Annotated in this window: 17 protein-coding genes; 9 read left to right on the forward strand and 8 right to left on the reverse strand. The window is 73.3% G+C overall.

Annotated elements, in window-relative coordinates:
• Positions 1-2: 2 nt before the first annotated feature.
• A complete protein-coding gene (locus tag IF73_RS0126300; RefSeq protein WP_234338343.1) occupies positions 3-1,253 on the reverse strand; it encodes an MFS transporter in 1,251 nt (416 codons plus the stop codon).
• Between the two features lie 78 nt (positions 1,254-1,331).
• Between IF73_RS0126300 and IF73_RS0126305 the strand changes: the two genes are divergently transcribed.
• Entirely contained in the window at positions 1,332-2,183 is an 852-nt protein-coding gene (locus tag IF73_RS0126305) for an ArsR/SmtB family transcription factor (protein ID WP_031012298.1), read from the forward strand.
• 5 nt (positions 2,184-2,188) lie between these two features.
• On the opposite strand, the gene IF73_RS0126310 is transcribed toward IF73_RS0126305, so the two are convergent.
• A complete protein-coding gene (locus IF73_RS0126310; protein ID WP_031012300.1) occupies positions 2,189-2,554 on the reverse strand; it encodes a winged helix-turn-helix transcriptional regulator in 366 nt (121 codons plus the stop codon).
• Positions 2,555-2,648: 94 nt separating this feature from the next.
• On the opposite strand from IF73_RS0126310, the gene IF73_RS0126315 reads away from it, so the two are divergent.
• Together IF73_RS0126315 and IF73_RS0126320 are read left to right on the forward strand one after the other, a co-directional pair.
• Positions 2,649-3,533, forward strand: a complete 885-nt coding sequence (locus tag IF73_RS0126315) for an NAD(P)-dependent oxidoreductase (protein WP_031012302.1) — start codon at positions 2,649-2,651, stop codon at positions 3,531-3,533.
• A gap of 185 nt (positions 3,534-3,718) precedes the next feature.
• The gene (locus IF73_RS0126320; protein ID WP_031012304.1) at positions 3,719-6,025 is read left to right on the forward strand and encodes an immune inhibitor A domain-containing protein; all 2,307 of its coding nucleotides are present in this window, start codon (positions 3,719-3,721) and stop codon (positions 6,023-6,025) included.
• Between the two features lie 32 nt (positions 6,026-6,057).
• Here IF73_RS0126320 and otsB read toward each other — a convergent pair whose 3' ends face one another.
• From otsB to IF73_RS0126335, 3 genes are all read right to left on the reverse strand, one after another.
• Complete coding sequence (gene otsB / locus IF73_RS0126325) at positions 6,058-6,900, reverse strand: trehalose-phosphatase (RefSeq protein WP_031012306.1); 843 nt, start codon at positions 6,898-6,900, stop codon at positions 6,058-6,060.
• 65 nt (positions 6,901-6,965) lie between these two features.
• Positions 6,966-7,220 (reverse strand): DUF3263 domain-containing protein, encoded by a 255-nt coding sequence (locus IF73_RS0126330; protein ID WP_031012307.1) that lies wholly within the window; start codon positions 7,218-7,220, stop codon positions 6,966-6,968.
• 42 nt (positions 7,221-7,262) lie between these two features.
• The gene (locus IF73_RS0126335; RefSeq protein ID WP_031012308.1) at positions 7,263-8,546 is read right to left on the reverse strand and encodes an extracellular solute-binding protein; all 1,284 of its coding nucleotides are present in this window, start codon (positions 8,544-8,546) and stop codon (positions 7,263-7,265) included.
• Positions 8,547-8,775: 229 nt separating this feature from the next.
• Here IF73_RS0126335 and IF73_RS0126340 point away from each other — a divergent pair, with 229 nt between their 5' ends.
• From IF73_RS0126340 to IF73_RS0126350, 3 genes are all read left to right on the forward strand, one after another.
• Positions 8,776-9,726, forward strand: coding sequence for an ROK family protein (locus IF73_RS0126340; protein WP_031012309.1), 951 nt, complete (start codon positions 8,776-8,778; stop codon positions 9,724-9,726).
• Positions 9,726-10,895 carry an N-acetylglucosamine-6-phosphate deacetylase gene (gene nagA / locus IF73_RS0126345; RefSeq protein ID WP_031012312.1) on the forward strand — a complete coding sequence of 390 codons (1,170 nt, stop codon included), beginning with the start codon at positions 9,726-9,728 and terminating at the stop codon, positions 10,893-10,895. The genes IF73_RS0126340 and nagA overlap by 1 nt, the downstream gene beginning before the upstream one ends.
• Positions 10,896-11,034: 139 nt before the next feature.
• Positions 11,035-11,961, forward strand: a complete 927-nt coding sequence (locus tag IF73_RS0126350; protein ID WP_031012313.1) for a 1-phosphofructokinase family hexose kinase — start codon at positions 11,035-11,037, stop codon at positions 11,959-11,961.
• Here the strand turns inward: IF73_RS0126350 and IF73_RS0126355 are convergent.
• Both IF73_RS0126355 and cdgB read right to left on the reverse strand, forming a co-directional pair.
• The gene (locus IF73_RS0126355; RefSeq protein ID WP_031012315.1) at positions 11,939-12,913 is read right to left on the reverse strand and encodes a CBM35 domain-containing protein; all 975 of its coding nucleotides are present in this window, start codon (positions 12,911-12,913) and stop codon (positions 11,939-11,941) included. The genes IF73_RS0126350 and IF73_RS0126355 overlap by 23 nt on opposite strands.
• 84 nt (positions 12,914-12,997) lie before the next feature.
• Positions 12,998-14,677, reverse strand: a complete 1,680-nt coding sequence (cdgB, locus tag IF73_RS0126360) for a diguanylate cyclase CdgB (RefSeq protein ID WP_031012317.1) — start codon at positions 14,675-14,677, stop codon at positions 12,998-13,000.
• A 314-nt stretch (positions 14,678-14,991) separates the two neighbouring features.
• Between cdgB and IF73_RS0126365 the strand changes: the two genes are divergently transcribed.
• Positions 14,992-15,555, forward strand: coding sequence for a flavin reductase family protein (locus IF73_RS0126365; RefSeq protein WP_078868265.1), 564 nt, complete (start codon positions 14,992-14,994; stop codon positions 15,553-15,555).
• A 29-nt stretch (positions 15,556-15,584) separates the two neighbouring features.
• On the opposite strand, the gene arfB is transcribed toward IF73_RS0126365, so the two are convergent.
• Complete coding sequence (gene arfB / locus IF73_RS0126370; RefSeq protein ID WP_031012321.1) at positions 15,585-16,022, reverse strand: alternative ribosome rescue aminoacyl-tRNA hydrolase ArfB; 438 nt, start codon at positions 16,020-16,022, stop codon at positions 15,585-15,587.
• A 118-nt stretch (positions 16,023-16,140) separates the two neighbouring features.
• Between arfB and IF73_RS0126375 the strand changes: the two genes are divergently transcribed.
• Both IF73_RS0126375 and IF73_RS0126380 read left to right on the forward strand, forming a co-directional pair.
• Positions 16,141-16,716 (forward strand): TerD family protein, encoded by a 576-nt coding sequence (locus tag IF73_RS0126375; RefSeq protein WP_031012323.1) that lies wholly within the window; start codon positions 16,141-16,143, stop codon positions 16,714-16,716.
• A 65-nt stretch (positions 16,717-16,781) separates the two neighbouring features.
• A complete protein-coding gene (locus IF73_RS0126380) occupies positions 16,782-17,312 on the forward strand; it encodes a GNAT family N-acetyltransferase (protein ID WP_031012325.1) in 531 nt (176 codons plus the stop codon).
• Positions 17,313-17,416: the final 104 nt, after the last annotated feature.

Below are 17,416 nucleotides of genomic sequence, written 5' to 3' on the forward strand. Positions count from 1 at the left end.
CCTCAAGCCCTGACCGACGAAACGGCGCGCCCCGCGCGGATCGCCAGGAGCAGGGGTACGACTGCGAGCAGCTCCCCCAGGGCCCCCGCCCACAGGGCCGTACGGGTGCCCGCGTACTGGCCGACCAGTCCGCCCGCGAGGGCGCCCAGGGGCATGCAGCCCCAGACCACGAAGCGGAAGGTGGCCGTCACTCGGCCGAGGAGGGGACCGGGGCTACGCCGCTGACGGAGGGTCACCGAGGTGATCCTGAAGGTCATGAAGGCGGTCCAGCCGAGACCCTGGAGCACGCAGGCCACCGCGTACCGCCCGTCCGCGTGGAAGAACGGCAGCGCCGCCGCCCAGAGCAGCCCGCTCACCACCACCGAGGCGCACATCGCGCCGGTCTCGCCCAGGCGGGTGGCGATCCGGGACGTGAGGAGACTGCCGAGGAAGCCTCCGACCGCCTCCGCCGTGAAGACGAGACCGCACAGGAACGGCGAGAGTCCGAGGTCGCCCGCGAGGAGCACGAGCAGCATCGAACTTCCCACCGTGCCGCAGAGATTGGAGATCGCCGCGGTGAGCGTGAGGGCCCTCAGCAGGGGGTCGCGGAAGACGAACCGCAGCCCTTCGGCGATCTCGTCTCGCAGCCGGGCCCCCGGGCTCGGCTCAGGGCGCGGGTCGGGGCGGCGGATCCGGGTGAGCAGGAACGCGGAGGCGAGGAAGCTGAGCGCGTCGACGGCGATCGCCACCGGGGCCGTCACCGCTGCGATCAGTGCCCCGCCCACCCCGGGGCCGCCCGCAGCCGTGACCGAACGGGACGCCTCCAGGGCCACGTTCGCCTCCACGAGCCGTTCGTCGTCGACGAGTTGGGGCAGATGGCTCTGGTACGCGACGTCGAAGAAGGCCGTGAGGACCGACAGGCCGAAGCCCACGCCGTACAGCTGAGGGAGCGTCAGCACGTCGAGCCAGGCGGCGACCGGCAGGCTGCCGAGGAGTACGGCCCTGCCGAGATCACCCACGATCATCACGCGGCGCCTGCGCATCCGGTCCACCCAGGCACCGGCCGGCAGCCCCACGAGCAGGAAACCCAGGTACTCGCACATCACGAGCAGTCCGGCCTCGAAGGGCGAGGCGCCGAGTGGGCCGATCGCCACCAGCGGCAGGGCGAGGACGGTGACGGCCGTGCCGGCCTGGCTCAGGGTGTCGCCGATCCACAGCCGCCGGAAGTCCGGCAGCCGGAAGAGGCGGGGAGGGGAGTCGAGGGAGGTGCTCATGTCGGCGAACACCATCACCCACCGTCTCCGCCGACCATTGTTTTAGTCTGGGCTAAAAGCTCAGAAGGGGGACGGGGCATGGGAGACATACGGTTCGGGGTCGACGACCTGGGCCGGCTCAGGTTCGCGATCTCACCTCTCTGGGAGACCGTCGCCGCCCTGCGCGCCACCACCGACCCGGGCGGTCACGCCGTTCATCTCCCCTGGCTCAAGAAGGCGTTGGGCGCCGACACGGAGGCGGCGCGGCGCGCCCTCCTCCCGCACCTCACGGAGCTTCCCGCCCTCGCCCCTCCCCCGCGCTGCCCGCTCGCCGAGATCGAGGAGGAACTCCCCGCTCTCGCGGGCCCCCCGGAGCTCGCCTCGTCCGTACGCGCCTGGTGGGAGGCGGGGGTGCGACCGCACTGGCCCCGGATCCGGGCCGTACTGGAGGCCGATCTCGCCTACCGCACCCGGCAGTTGTCGGAGGACGGCATCCAGGAGGTCCTGACCCGTCTCCACCCGCGCCTGCGCTGGGCGGAGGACCGCCTCGCCTCGGCCGACCTGCCCGCCGGGACGCTCGCCCTGGACGGCCGCGGGGTCACCCTCGCCCCGAGCGCCTTCGCGGCCCGCTGCGTCCTGCTCCCCGCGCGCGGCGGCACCCCGCCGTGCCTGGTCTATCCCGCCCGGGCCGTCGGCACCCTGTGGGAGCGGCGCGAGGAGACCGGCGACGCCCTCGCACGGCTCCTCGGCCGCAGCCGGGCACTCCTCCTGAGCGGCACGAGCACCCCGTCCACCACCACCGCCCTTGCCCACCGCACCGGCCTCAGTCCCGGCGCCGTCTCCCAGCACCTGGCCGTCCTGCGGGACGCCGGCCTGGTGACGGGACACCGCTACCGACGCGAGGTCTACTACCGGGCGAGCGAGCTGGGCGCCTCCCTCCTCGACGCCTGAGGGCGCTACGAGACCGGGCCGGCCCCCTCCCGCCCTTCGCGCCGTTCGCGGCCCCAGGCCGCGAGGGGTTCCAGGGCGTCGTTGAGGCGGATGCCGTCCTTGGTGAGCCCGTACTCGACGCGCGGCGGGACCTCGTCGTACGAGACGCGGCGGACGATGCCGTCCGCCTCCATCTCCCGCAGGTGCGAGGCGAGGACCTTCTCCGTGATGCCCGGCACCATCCGCCGCAGCTCCCCGAAGCGCCGCTCGGGCCCGTCGTGGAGGGCCCACAGGATGAGCACCTTCCACTTCCCGCCGATCACCTCCATGGCGGTGTCGATGCCGCAGACGTGCCCGCCGTCGTCGTCCCCGGGCCGGTTGACCGTCGCCATGCCACCCTCCTGACCTGCTCGCTCACCTCAGGGTAACCACCCACTCCGAAGTAGGTACTTGAGCAGCTCAGAGCCCTGCCACAGCCTTGAGGGCATGACAGCGAACCCCCTCCCCCGAACCCCCGTCACCCTCCTCGGCCTCGGCGCGATGGGCACCGCCCTCGCCCGCACCTGGCTCGCGGCCGGCCACCCGCTCACCGTCTGGAACCGCACCGCCGCCCGCGCGCGGGCGCTGGCCGCCGACGGCGCGACGGCGGCGGCGACCCCCGCCGAAGCGGTCGCCGCGAGCACCCTCGTGATCGTCTGCCTCCTGGACGACGCCTCGGTCGAAGCCGCCCTGGAGACCACCGACCTCACCGGCAAGGACGTCGTCAACCTGACCACGACGACCCCGGCCCAGGCCAGGGCCCGGGCGGCCTGGGCCGAATCCCGCGGCGCCCGCTACCTGGACGGCGGCATCATGGCCGTCCCGCCGATGATCGGCGTCCCGGAAGCGGGCGGCTACGTCTTCTACAGCGGCAGCGAGGACCTCTTCACCACCCACGCCCCGGCCCTCTCCGTCCCCGCCGGCACCCGCTACGTCGGCACCGACCCGGGCCACGCGGCCCTCCACGACGTGGCCCTGCTCAGCGCCATGTACGGCATGTTCGCCGGCGCGGCCCACGCCTTCGCCCTGATCCGCAAGGAGGACATCGACCCGGCCGCCCTGGCCCCGCTCCTCACCGAATGGCTCACCGCCATGGCCGCCCCCCACATCGCCCAGACCGCCGACCAGCTGGCCACCGGCGACTACACCACCAACGTGGTCAGCAACCTCGCCATGCAGACCGCCGGCACCCCCACCTTCCTCGCCACCGCCGCCGACCAGGGCGTCAGCCCCGAACTCCTCACCCCCTACTTCGCCCTCATGCGCCGCCGCCTGGCCGAAGGCGACCCGGCGGAGGACCTGACGGGCGTGGTGGACCTGCTGCTGCGCTGACCGCGGTCCCGCCACGTTGCCCCGGTGATTCGGTTCCGTTAATCGGTGACGACCCCTCCTCCCGGAGGGGTTTCTCGTGGCACACTCGCGGCGATCGTTCCCCCAGGCGATCCGTACACCCTCAACGGAACCACGCGAACCATGCGGCACACCCCCCGCATGTGAGCGAAGGGATCGCAATACACGTGAAGAAGATTGTCGTGGGCATGACCCTCGGGTCGGCGCTCACCGCACTCCTCGCCGCGGGGCTCACCCCCGCCGCCGCGCAGGAGGCCGGGGACTCCGCTCCGTCCGGCAGCAGCGCGCACCGGTCGGACAACCGGCCCGGGCCGCTCACCAAGCAGCGCACCGAGCTGCGTGAGAGGGCGATCGATCTGGTCGCCAAGGGCAAGGCGAAGGCGAACGCCCGGGGCGTCGTCGAGGTCGCGCCCGGGAAGTTCGCCGAGACCGAGACGACCACCGCCGTGCGGCAGGAGAAGATCCTCACGATCCTCTCCGAGTTCGGCGACCAGGGGTCGGGGAAGCTCGGCACCACGCCCGGACCGCTGCACAACCAGATACCCCGGCCGGACCGGACCACGGACAACTCCAACGCCTGGGCGCCCGACTTCAACAAGGCGTACTACGAGAACCTCTTCAACGGCTCCGGCGAGTCGATGAAGACGTACTACGAGAAGCTGTCGAACGGCGCCTACTCCGTCTCCAACGTCGTCGAGGACTGGGTCAAGGTCCCCGGCAACGCCTCCACCTACGGCGACAACGCCGTGGAGGACAACGGCGGTTCGTGGGCCTTCATCCAGGACACCGGCAACGCCTGGTGGGACGCGCAGATCGCGGCCGGCAAGACGCCCGCCGAGATCGACGCCTACCTCGCCCAGTTCGACGTCTGGGACCGCAACGACTGGGACCACGACGGCAACTTCGACGAGGCCGACGGCTACATCGACCACTTCCAGGCCGTCCACGCCGGCATGGGCGAGGACGCCGGCGGCGGCGCCCAGGGCGAGGACGCCATCTGGTCGCACCGCTGGTACGTCAACGGCGACGACTACGGGCTGACCGGGCCCGAGGTCGCCGGTACGCAGAACAAGGCCGGCGGCGCCCGCATCGGCCAGTCCAGGTACTGGCTCGGCGACTACACCACCGAAGGCGAGAACGGCGGACTCGGCGTCTTCTGCCACGAGTTCGGCCACGACCTCGGCCTGCCGGACTACTACGACACCGACGGCGGCGAGAACTCCACCGCCTTCTGGACCCTGATGAGCTCCGGCTCCTGGCTCGGCCACGGCTCCGCCGCCAACGCCGGCATCGGCACCCACCCGGGTCTGATGGGCGCCGAGGAGAAGCTCTTCCTCGGCTGGCTCGACTACGTCGACGCGCCGCTCGGCACCACCGGCAGCCACACCCTGAGCCCGGCCGCCCTCCAGCAGGCCGGCAAGGCGCAGGCCGTCCGCGTCGCGCTCCCGGACAAGGCCGCCAGCACCACCTACGCCACCCCGACCTCCGGCGCGAACGCCTGGTGGACCGGGTCGGCGGACGGCCTCAACCAGGCCCTCACCCGCTCCGTCCCGGCCGCCCCGCGCGTCACCGTGAAGGCGAACGCCTGGTACGAGATCGAGGCGGACTACGACTACCTCTTCGCCGAGTACTCCCTCGACGGCGGGGCGAACTGGCTCCGGGCCGGCGCGGCCGTCGACGGCTCCTCGGCCGGCAAGTGGACGACCCTGCGGTTCTCGTACGACGCCGCCGGACAGCCGTCCCTCTTCCGCTTCCGCTACCAGACGGACGGCGGCGTGCACCTCGCCGGCGCCTTCCTGGACGACATCTCGCTGTCCAGCGGCGGTACGACCCTGATCACGGACGACGTGGAGCAGGGGGCCAACGGCTGGACCGCGCAGGGCCGCTGGAAGGTCTCCACCGGCACCGAGTCCGCCACCTACCCGCAGTACTACCTGGTGGAGAACCGCGAGTACGTCGGCGCCGACGCGCTCCTCGCCGAGGGCCCGTACCAGTTCAGCAAGCCGCTGACCGCCCCCGACTGGGTCGAGTACTTCCGCTACCAGAACGGCATGCTCGTCTGGTACGTCGACCGGTCCTACGACGACAACAACGTCAGCAACCACCCCGGCGGCGGCTCGGCCATGGCCGTCGACGCCCGCCCGACGCCGTTCAGGTACCCCAACGGCGCCGCGCCCAGCAACCGCCGCCAGCCCTTCGACGCCACCTTCGGTCTGGAGGCCACGGACGCCACCTGCCTCCACACCGAGGTCCTGGCCGGCAAGGGCAAGCAGCAGACCGTCGAGACCCTCGCAGCCTGCGCCCCGTCGGTGCCCGGCATCCCGGTCTTCGACGACACGGACCCGAACGCCTACTACGACACCTCGGCGCCGCAGGCCAGCGTCAAGGTCGCCGGACACGGCGTGAAGGTCACCGTCACCGGGGACGCCGGCGACGACCTGACGATCACCGTGGCCAACCCGGCCGCGCACTGATCGCACCACCGCGAGGGCGGTACGGGACGGGCTCAGCCCTCCCGTACCGCCCTCGCCAGTTCCCCGAGGAACGCGACGACGCCCGCCGGGCCGTCCACCGCGAGGTCGGCGCGCCCGGCCAGCTCCGGGACCTCCGTCGAGCCGGAGCAGACGAGCAGCCCGGGCAGGCCGTCGCCGCGCAGCTTCTCGACGGCGGCGAAGGCCGGCAGGTCGCCGAGGTCGTCCCCGGCGTACAGCACGGACCCGGCGCCCTTCTCCCGTACGAACTCCGCCAGCGCGACGCCCTTGTCCATGCCCGGGGGCCGCAGCTCCAGGACGAGCCGGCCGGGCTCCAGGACGAGGCCGTGCGCGGCGGCCAGCCCGCCCAGCGGGCCCTTCAGGGCCTCGAAGGCGCCCTGCGGGTCCTGGGCGCGGCGGGTGTGGACGGCGACCGCCCGGCCCTTCTCCTCGATCCAGACGCCGGGCCAGGCGCCGTGCCGGTCGAGGAAGCCGGGGAGTTCGGCGCGGACAGTGGCGACCCCGGGGTGCGGGGCGGCGGCCGTGACGGTGCCGGTGTCGGCGTCCCAGCGTTCGGCCCCGTAGTGGCCGAGGACGGTGAGGCGGTCGAGGCCGGGGACCCCGGCGAGCCCGCCGTGGCGGACGGCGACCCCGGCCGGGCGGCCGGTGACGATGACGACGGCCGCCAGGTGCGGGGCCAGGGCTGCGAGCGCGGGGACGGCGCCGGGGTGGGCGCGGGCCCGCTCGGGGTCGGGGACGATCTCGGCGAGCGTCCCGTCGAAGTCGAGGGCGACGACGGCCTCGGAGGGGCGCGCGAGGAGCGCGTCCAGGCCGTCGCGGCCGGCGGGTGTGGCCGGGTGCGGAAGGCTGCTGACCATACGGCCGACCCTACCGACGGACGCGGCACCCGTCAGCGTGGCCGGACTCACCGCCCCCGAGGGGTTTACCGCCGCCGCTGCCTCTCCTCCCGGACCCGGCGCAGCCGGTTGACCGTGACCGGGTCGTGGGCGAGGGCGCGCGGGTCGTCGAGGAGGGCGTTGAGGAGCTGGTAGTAGCGGGTCGGCGAGAGGCCGAGGCCCTCGCGGACGGCCCGCTCCTTGGCGCCCGGGCCGGGCCAGGAGCGGCGCTCGACGGCGAGCACGGCCCGCTCCCGCTCCCCGAGCCCGCTGCTGCCGTCCTCCGGCGTCTCTTCGGTCATACGACCAACTTATATAAGGGCGCTACCGGGCCACAGGCGGCGCTACTCCGCCGCCTCCGCCGCCGTCGCCGTGCGGGCGATGGCGCCGAGGACGTCGCCGGGGCGGCCGGCGGGGGTGACGGCCTTGCCGATGTCGGCCTTGATGGTCTCGCTGACCTTGGCCCAGGAGGTCTTGCCGACGGGCGGCAGCTGGGCGGTGGGCAGCGCCTTCAGGAACTCGCGCAGGCCCGCGTGCTCGGCGTCGCTCTCCATGCGGGTGGAGGCGGTGACGGTGACGGGCAGCAGGTCGTTGTCGCCGGCGAACTTCAGCACGTTCTCGTCGCTGAAGACGAAGTCGAGGAAGGTGCCTATCTCCTTGCGGTGGCCGTTCTGCTTGAAGCCCATGATCCAGTCGGCGACGCCCATGGTGGCCTTGGCCGGGCCGTCGACGCCGGGGAGCGGGGCCTGGCCGACCTTGACGCCCTGCTTGGCGGCCTCCTGGACGAGCGAGGGGTGGCCGTTGAGCATGCCGACCTCGCCGCGGGCGAAGGCGGCGAAGGCGGCCTTGCGGTTGAGCTTGCCGGGGGCGACGGGGCCGGTGAGGCCCTGGCCGACGAGCTCGTCCTTCAGCCAGGTGAAGGTCTCGACGTTGGCCGTGGAGTCGACGGCGTACCGGTCGGAGTCGTCGGTCCAGCCACCGCCGGCGGCGAGCAGCCACATCAGGGACTCGGCCTGGGCCTCCTCGGGGCCGAGGGGGAGGGCGAAGGGGGTGCGGACGCCGTCCTCCTTGAGCTTCCGCGCGGCCTCGGCCAGCTCGTCCCAGGTGGTGGGGGGCTCGATGCCGGCCTTGTCGAAGAGCTCGGCGTTGTAGAAGAGGGGGCGGGTGGAGGCGACGAACGGCAGCCCGTACTGGGTGCGGTCGTGCTCGCCGGCCTCGGCGAGGGCGGGGACGAAGTTGGCCTGCACCGGGATGGTGAGGAGTTCGTCGGCGGAGTAGAGCTGTCCGGCCGCGGCGTAGTCGGCGTAGGCGCCGATCTGGGCGACGTCGGGGGCCTGGCCGGCCTTCACCATCTCGGCGACCTTGCGGTCGACGTCGTCCCAGGACTCGATCTGCACCTGGACCTTGATGCCCGGGTGGGCGCTCTGGAAGGCGGTGACGAGGTCGTCCCAGTACTTCTTGGTGGTGGTGCCGCCGGTGAGGTCGTAGTCGGCGGCGACCAGGCGCAGGGTCACGTCGCCGCCGTCACCGCCGAGGGTGCCGCAGCCGGCGACCGTGGCGGTCAGGCCCAGGGCGGCGGCGGCCGCGGTCAGTCCAAGGAATCGTCGCCGCTCCACGGCTTCATCCACCTTTTGCTCGTCGTTGAGCAGCAGTGAGCTGCAAATTCTTCTGGGGCAGGGTCCGAAAGTGTCCCCCACCCAGAGGAAGAGGTCTACACCAGTCGGGTATCCCTTCCGCAACTCAGGGGGGACCTTCACCACAAACCCCCCACACCCCGGGCTCGAATTTGTATCCGAGCGCAACAATCCTCGGCAGTGGACTAGACCTTTAGGGCGGTCTCGCGCGAGACTGTCCCCTGTGAGACACGTCATCGCCCTGGATGTGGGCGGCACCGGCATGAAGGCCGCCCTCGTCGGGGCGGACGGCACCCTGCTCCACGAGGCCCGCCGCGCCACCGGGCGCCGCCGCGGCCCCGAGGCCGTGGTGGAGACCATCCTCGGCTTCGCCGAAGAGCTCCGCGCCCTCGGCCAGGAGCGGTACGGCGAGCCCGCCGCGGCCGCCGGAGTCGCCGTCCCCGGCATCGTCGACGCCGAGAACGGCATCGCCGTCTACGCCGCCAACCTCGGCTGGCGCGACGTTCCCATGCGCGAACTCCTCAGCGCCCGGCTCGGCGGCATCCCCGTCGCCCTCGGCCACGACGTGCGCACCGGCGGCCTCGCCGAGGGCCGCATCGGCGCCGGCAACGGCGCCGACCGCTTCCTCTTCGTCCCCCTCGGCACCGGCATCGCCGGCGCCATCGGCATCGGCGACCGCATCGAGGCCGGCGCCCACGGCTACGCCGGAGAGATCGGCCACATCGTCGTCCGCCCCGGCGGCACCGACTGCGGCTGCGGCCAGCGCGGCTGCCTGGAGCGGTACGCCTCCGCCTCCGCCGTCTCCCTCGCCTGGGCCGAGGCGTCCGGCGACCCCGAAGCGGACGCCGCCGACTGCGCCAAGGCGGTCGAGTCCGGCGACCCCGTCGCCGCACGGGTCTGGCAGGAGGCGGTGGACGCCCTCGCCGACGGCCTGGTCACCGCGCTCACCCTGCTGGACCCCCGCACGCTCGTCATCGGTGGCGGTCTGGCCGAGGCCGGGGAAACCTTGTTCACACCCCTTCGGGCCGCGGTGGAGGCACGCGTGACCTTCCAGAAGCTGCCCGCCATCGTCCCGGCGGCCCTCGGGGACACCGCCGGATGCCTGGGCGCGGGCCTCCTCGCCTGGGACCTGCTCGCCGACCAGCACCCCACCGACCCGGAGGTCTCCGCCTGATGTCCGATCACAAGGTTCTCGCCGGCGCACGCGTCGTGCTGCCCACCGGGATCGTCGAGAACGGACGCGTGATCGTCGACGGCGGCCGCATCGCCGGCTCCGCGCCGGAGGGCGCCCCGGTGCTCGACCTCGCCGGCCACTGGCTGGTGCCCGGCTTCGTCGACATGCACAACCACGGCGGCGGCGGCGCCTCCTTCACGTCCGGCACCGTGGACGAGGTCCTCAAGGGCGTCCACACCCACCGGCTGCACGGCACCACCACCGTCGTCGCCTCCTTCGTCACCGGCGACATGGACTTCCTCACCGCCCGGGCCGGCCTGCTCTCCGAGCTCGCCGAGCAGGGCGAGATCGCCGGCCTCCACTTCGAGGGCCCGTTCATCTCCCCCTGCCGCAAGGGCGCCCACGACGAGACGCTGCTGCGCGACCCGCACCCGGCCGACGTCCGCAAGCTGATCGACGCCGCCCGCGGCCGGGCCAAGATGGTCACCCTCGCGACCGAGCTGCCCGGCGGCATCGACTCCGTACGCCTCCTGGCCGAGCACGGCGTCATCGCCGCCGTCGGCCACACCGACGCCAGCTACGAGCAGACCGTCGAGGCCATCGACGCCGGCGCCACCGTCGCCACCCACCTCTACAACGCGATGCCCGGCCTCGGCCACCGCGCGCCCGGCCCGATCGCCGCCCTCCTGGAGGACGAGCGGATCACCGTCGAGCTCATCAACGACGGCACCCACCTCCACCCGGCCGCCCTGGAGCTCGCCTTCCACCACGCCGGCGCCGAGCGCGTCGCCCTCATCACCGACGCCATGGACGCGGCGGGCTTCGGCGACGGCCGCTACATGCTCGGCCCGCTGGAGGTCGAGGTGAAGGACAGCGTGGCCCGCCTCGTCGAGGGCGGCTCCATCGCCGGCTCCACCCTCACCCTCGACCGCGCCTTCAAGCGCGCCGCCACCGTCGACCGGCTCCCCGTCGAGTCCGTCGTCCAGGCCATCTCCGCCAACCCGGCCCGCCTCCTCGGCGTCTACGACCGGGTCGGCTCGCTGGAGCCCGGCAAGGACGCCGACATCGTCGTCCTCGACGACGCCTTCGACGTGAAGGGCGTCATGCGCAAGGGCGAGTGGATCGTCGCCCCACAGGGCGTCGCCGCCCGGGTCCCCCAGAACGCCTGACCTCCCGGAGGCACTGACATCCCGCCTGATCAGGGCGGAAACGGGACGGCGAACGGTCCGGGGTCTGGGCCGATCGCCGTTCCTTTGGCATGATCGCGCTGTCTCCACAGGTCTTACCGGAAGTACGGGGGGTGGACAGGTGATTCTCACGGTCACCCTCAACACGGCGCTGGACGTCACCTACGAGGTCCCCGCCCTCGTCCCGCACGCGAGCCACCGCGTCGCCCGCAGCGCCGAACGGCCCGGCGGCAAGGGCGTCAACGTGGCCCGGGTGCTCGCCGCGCTCGGCCACGAGACCGTCGTCACCGGCTTCGCCGGCGGCCCCACCGGCGACCGGCTCCGCGAGCTGCTCGCCCCCGTCCCCGGGCTGACCGACGCGCTCGTCGCCACCGAGGCCGCCACCCGGCGCACGCTCGCCGTCGTCGACACCGGCGCCGGGGACGCCACCCAGTTCAACGAGGCCGGCGCCGCCGTCACCGCCGCCGAGTGGACCGCCTTCCGGGAGCGGTACGCGGAGCTGCTCACCGGCGCCGCCGCCGTCGCCCTCTGCGGCAGCCTCCCGCCGGGCGTCCACGTCGGCGCCTACGCCGAGCTGATCCGTACGGCCCGCGCCGCCGGCGTCCCGGTCCTCCTCGACACCGCCGGGGAACCGCTCCGCCGCGGCATCGCCGCCCGCCCCGACCTCGTGAAGCCCAACGCCGACGAACTCGCCGGCCTGACCGGCTCCCGGGACCCGCACCGCGCCACCCAGGACGCCCGCCGCCGCGGCGCCCACGCCGTCGTCACGTCCCTCGGCCCCGACGGCCTCCTCGCCGCCACCCCCGACGGCCTCTGGCACGCGGCCCCTCCGGCCCCGGTCCACGGCAACCCCACGGGAGCCGGCGACTCGGTCGTCGCCGCCCTCCTCGCGGGCCTGGTCGACGCCACCCCCTGGCCGGACCGCCTGACCCACGCGACCGCCCTCTCGGCGGCCACGGTCGCGGCCCCGGTGGCCGGCGAATACGACCCGCAGGTCCTCGCCGACCTCCTCCCGAAGATCCGCGTCACGACCGCTTCGGCGGGGTGACCTCCAGCCAGTCCAGCAGCACGTCGCACTGGTTGCCGGCCTCGCACGAGATCTTGATCTCGTTCTCGCCCTTCTGGAGCTCGACCGGCGCCCAGGTGGTCTGCCAGTTCTTCTCCAGGTTCGGGTCCGTGGAGTGGATGAAGTTCTTCAGGCCGATCGGCTGGGAGTTCGGCTTGCCGTTGACCGTCAGCGTGGCGTTGGCGTCCACCGCGGGGATCGCGTACCGGACCGTGAGGGCGTAGTTGCCGCCCTCGGGCATGGTCGCCTTCCAGGTGACCGACGAGCCCTGGGCGTTGAATCCCGCCACGTAGGCGCCGTCCGCGCCCTCCGCGCCCTTGACGTCCTTGGCGAGCGTGGCGCTGCCGCTGAGCGTGAGCGTGGCCGCGTCCTGCTTCGGCAGGGGGGCCTTGGTGGGCTCGTCCGTGGGTTCCGTGGAGGGGGTGGGCTCCTGGCTCGCGGTCGCCGGGGCCGAGGCGGTCGGGTTGCCGCCGGCCGTCTGGTCCTTCTTGTCGCTCTGGTTGCCGATGATCGCCGCCGTGATGCCGGCGACGACGACCGCGACGACCGCGACCGCGCCGATCAGCAGGCCCTTGGTGTTGGGCCCGCGGCCACCGCCGCGCGGGGCCTGCGGGGGCGGGGTGTGGCGGGGCGGCTGGGCGCCGCCGTAGGTCTCGGGCGCCGCGTACTGCGGGTGCGGCTGGCCGTACGCCGCCTGCTGCTGCGGCGGCACGTACGGCTGGGCCGGCTGCTGCCCGTACTGGCGCTCGCCGACCGTCCTGACCTGGTTGTACGAAGTACGGGGAACGCCCGGCTGGGCGTGCGCGGGGCCTGGGTAGCCGTAGCCGCCGCCCTGGGGGGCGCGGCCGCCGGCCGCTGCCTGTCCGTCCGCGTACAGGTAGCCGAACGGATCGTCGTCCTCGGGCTTGTTCGCGCCGTCGTTACCGGCAGCCATCCGGGTCATCCTCTCCATGCTCGCCAGCCGTCGCCGACCCGGCGAGCCTACCCCGAACGAATGAACCCGCCGTGCCGGGAAGGATCATCCCGCCCGGCGGTGCACCTTCGCACGGGACCGCTTCTCCACGTACATCCGCTGGTCGGCGGAGTTGAGGACCTCTTCGACGGTCATCCCGCACTCGGCCCAGCCGATGCCGAAACTGGCCCCGACCCGGACCGCGCGGCCGTCCACCCGGATGGGCGGGATGATCGCGTTCCGCAGCCGGACGGCGAGGTCGGCGGCGTCGGCGGCACCGAGACCGTCGGCGAGGACGACGAACTCGTCACCGCCCAGACGGGCGACGGTGTCACCGTCCCTGACGCCGGTGGTGAGCCGCCGGGCCACCTCGATGAGGACGGCGTCGCCGGTGTGGTGCCCGAAGCGGTCGTTGATCGACTTGAAGCCGTCGAGGTCGCAGAAGAGGACGGCGAGCCCCTTGGTGCCGTCGTCGGTGTCGCCGCCGGTCGGCGCGACCGTGTGCACGTGGTGGTCGTACGCCCCGCCGCCGGCCTGCTCGAAGCCGAAGCCGTGCTCGTGCTCGTGCTCGTACTCGTAGCCGTCCTGGGCGAGCGGCAGCGGATCGGGGCCGTAGCCGAATCCGGCGTCGGGGCCGGGCCCCTGGTAGGCGCCGGTGTGCGCGGGGCGCTCGCAGAGCCGGGCGGAGAGCCGGGAGCGCAGCTCGGCGCTGTTGGGCAGGCCGGTGAGGGCGTCGTGGGAGGCGCGGTGGGCGAGCTGGAGCTCGTGCCGCTTGCGCTCCTCGATGTCCTCGACGTGGGTGAGGAGGAAGCGGGGCCCGTCGGCGGCGTCGGCGACCACCGAGTTCCGCAGGGAGACCCAGACGTAGGTGCCGTCGCGCCGGCCGAGCCGCAGCTCGGCCCGGCCGCCCTCGGCGGAGGTGCGGAGCAGGGTGCCGATGTCCTCGGGGTGGACGAGGTCGGCGAAGGAGTAGCGGCGCATCACGGAGGCGGGGCGGCCGAGGAGCCGGCAGAGGGCGTCGTTGGTGCGCAGGAGCCGGCCGTGCTGGTCGCCGCCGAGCTCGGCGATGGCCATGCCGGAGGGGGCGTACTCGAACGCCTGCCGGAAGGATTCCTCACTGGCGCGGAGGGCCTGCTGCTCGCGCTCCAGGCGGATGAGGGCGCGCTGCATGTTGGAGCGGAGCCGGGCGTTGCTGATCGCGATGGCGGACTGGGAGGCGTACATCTGGAGGGCTTCCTGCCCCCAGGGTCCCGGGTGCCGGCCGTTGCGCGGGCGGTCGACGGATATGACGCCGAGGAGTTCCCGGCCGGTGCCGGAGGCGTACATGGGGGCGTAGAGGCGGTCGTGCGGGTGCCACTCGTCCTCGAAGCGGGGGGCGGGGCCGTCGGTGTGCCACTGGGGGACGTCGTCGTCCATCAGGACCCAGCCCTCGGTGTGCGGGATGAACCGCAGGTCGCCCCAGGGGACGCCCATGGAGAGCCGGCGGTCCCACGCCTCGCGGGAGCCGACGCGGCCGGTGATGAGGGCTTCGGCGGCGGGGTCCCCGGCGAAGGCGGCGACGACCAGGTCACCGTCGGGCCGGACCAGGTTGACGCAGGCCAGCTGGTAGTTGAGGCCGGCGACGACACCGTCGGCGACGGTCTGCAGGGTGTCCGCCAGGCTGCGGGCGGTGTTGAGGTCCGCCACGACCTGATGCAGCTGTCGCAGGGTCGAGAGACGGACGTAAGGCTCCGACTCGGTCTCCATCGCTCGCTCTCCCCGAGACCTCGACAGCAACTCCAGGGTTCTCATCGGCTTCGTGCTGTACTGTCCCCGCCACTGAATCACAGCGAGCTGCGCACCCGGTACACAGGGTCAGCAAATAGTGCTCTCTGTGACTCAAGTCACAGCATTGTGTGGCGGAATCCGGCGGGTCGGGAGTGACCGGCGCGACGGCCCGTGACCTCGATGCCCGCGGGCGGGACGGCGCCCGGGTGACCCGGTCCTAGGTCCCGCGCCGGGCGCCGGCCTGGTCCCCCGGCCCGATGCGGCCCGCGCGGGGCCGGGGCTAGCGTGCCGGTGTGCTGCAGATGACCCCGCCCTCGCCGCCCGTCACGGACCTCGCCATACCTCATGCTGAGGGGGTGAGCGACGACGAGTTCCGGGCGGCCATGTCCCGCCTCGCGGCCGGCGTGGTCCTGGTGACCGCGCACGATCCCGACGACGGCCCGCGCGGCGAGGACGTCGGCATGACGGCCACCGCGTTCCTCTCGGTCTCGCTGGACCCGCCGCTGGTCCTGGTCAGCCTGCGCAACGGCTCCCGCATGGACGACCTGCTGGAGGAGGTCCCGGTCTGGGCGGTGTCGGTGCTGGCGGAGAGCCAGCGGCACGTCGCCGGGCGGTTCGCGATGAAGGGCCGTGTCTCGGACCGGCTGCTCTTCGCCGACCTGCCGTACACGCGGGGCGAGGCGAGCGGGGCGCCGCTGCTCGGCGGGGCGCTCACCACCCTGGAGTGCCGCACGGAGAGCCGGGTGGTGGCGGGCGACCACACCCTGGTGATCGGCCGGGTCCTCTCGGTCGGCCTGCCGTCGCCGGACGGCGAGCCCCTCACGTACTTCCGCGGCCGCTACCGCCGCCTGGGCTGACCCCCCGGGGCGCCCGTCAGCGGGGCCCGTCAGCCCCAGTCGCGGCCCTGCCGGCCGCGCTTGGTCTCGGCGCGCTGCTTCTTCTCGCGCAGCCGGCGCTCGTTGATGCCGCGGGGGATGCGGGTCGCCCGGCGGGGCTTCGGCGGCGGGGCCGTCGCCTCGGCGAGCAGCGCCGCGAGGCGGACGGCGGCCACCTCACGGTTGCGCCACTGGGAGCGGTGCTCCGAGGCCCGTACGGTCAGCACGCCGTCCACCAGCCGGGAGGCGAGCCGGTCCAGGGCGCGGGACTTCCACACCTCGGGCAGCGCCTCGGTCGCGGCGAGGTCGAACCGCAGCTCGACGCGGGAGTCGGAGGTGTTCACGTGCTGCCCGCCGGGACCCGAGGAGCGCGTGAAACGCCACTGGAGCTCGGCCTCGGGGAGCGAGACGGAGCCGCGGATCTGATACGGACCTGACATGCCCTCCATGTTCCCCGCGAGGGGTCCCGACCGTCATCCTGTTTTCACGCATCCGGGAACCGCCGGGCGGTCTGCCGCGTTTCTCCGGGCGAACGACCACGTGAGCATCACGATGAAAGGGACTTCCATGGCAGTGAGCCTCGCCAAGGGCGGCAACGTCTCCCTCACCAAGGAGGCGCCGGGTCTGACCGCCGTCACCGTGGGCCTCGGCTGGGACGTCCGCACGACGACCGGCACCGACTTCGACCTGGACGCCTCCGCCATCGGCGTCGACGCCGCCGGCAAGGTCGCCTCGGACGCCCACTTCGTCTTCTTCAACAACAAGTCGACCCCGGACCAGACCATCGTCCACACGGGTGACAACCGCACCGGCGAGGGCGGCGGCGACGACGAGCAGATCAACGTCAACCTCGCGGGCCTCCCGGCCACCGTCGACAAGATCGTCTTCCCGGTCTCCATCTACGACGCGGTCTCCCGCGCGCAGAACTTCGGCCAGGTCCGCAACGCCTACATCCGCATCATCAACCAGGCCGGCGGCGCCGAGATCGCCCGCTACGACCTCTCCGAGGACGCCGCCGTCGAGACCGCCATGGTCTTCGGCGAGCTGTACCGGAACGGCGCCGAGTGGAAGTTCCGCGCGGTCGGCCAGGGCTACGCCTCCGGCCTGGAGGGCATCGCCCGCGACTTCGGCGTGAACCTCTGACCCACGGCCCCGGACGCCGTCGAGCCCCGGCCGTCCTCGGACCGCCGGGGCTCTACCCTGACCGGGTGATCGTCGAGACCCTCGCGCCCCGGGCCCTGGAGGACGGCGCCGCCCTCCCCGGCCCGCTGCTCACCGAACTCACCGCGCTGTACGCCTCGAACCGGGAGTTCCAGCAGCTCAGCGGCGACTTCCCGGATCCGGACGCGATCCGCCCCGAGCAGGTCGCGGCCGCCCTCGCCGACGAACTGGCCCAGCCCTCCGCCGAGGTGCTGCTGGCCCGCTCCGAGGGCCGGCTCGTCGCCGTCGCCGTGACCCTCGGCCACCACCCCGACCCGGCCGACCCCGACCCGTGGCTCGGGCTGCTGATGGTCCACGCGGACGAGCACCGCGCCGGCTTCGGCCGCCGCCTCGCCGCCCACGTCGAGGACGGCTTCCGCGCCGAAGGCCGTACCGGTCTCAGGCTGGCCGTCCTGGAGAACAACCAGAAGGCCCTCGCCTTCTGGACCTCCCTCGGGTACGAGGAGACCGCCCGTCGCCCCGACCTGGCGCACGGCCGCCCCTGTGTGGTGCTGCGCAAGAGCCTCCGGGGCTCGTAGGCCCTGGCCTAGGTCCTGTCGTCAAACTCCCGTCGTCGCCCGAAGGGCGGCCCCGCGGCGTCAGGTGCGTGCTCTCGGCGTGCCGGGTGGAAGTCCTCGTACTG

The sequence above is a fragment of the Streptomyces sp. NRRL F-5727 genome (assembly GCF_000719555.1).
GTDB lineage: Bacteria > Actinomycetota > Actinomycetes > Streptomycetales > Streptomycetaceae > Streptomyces.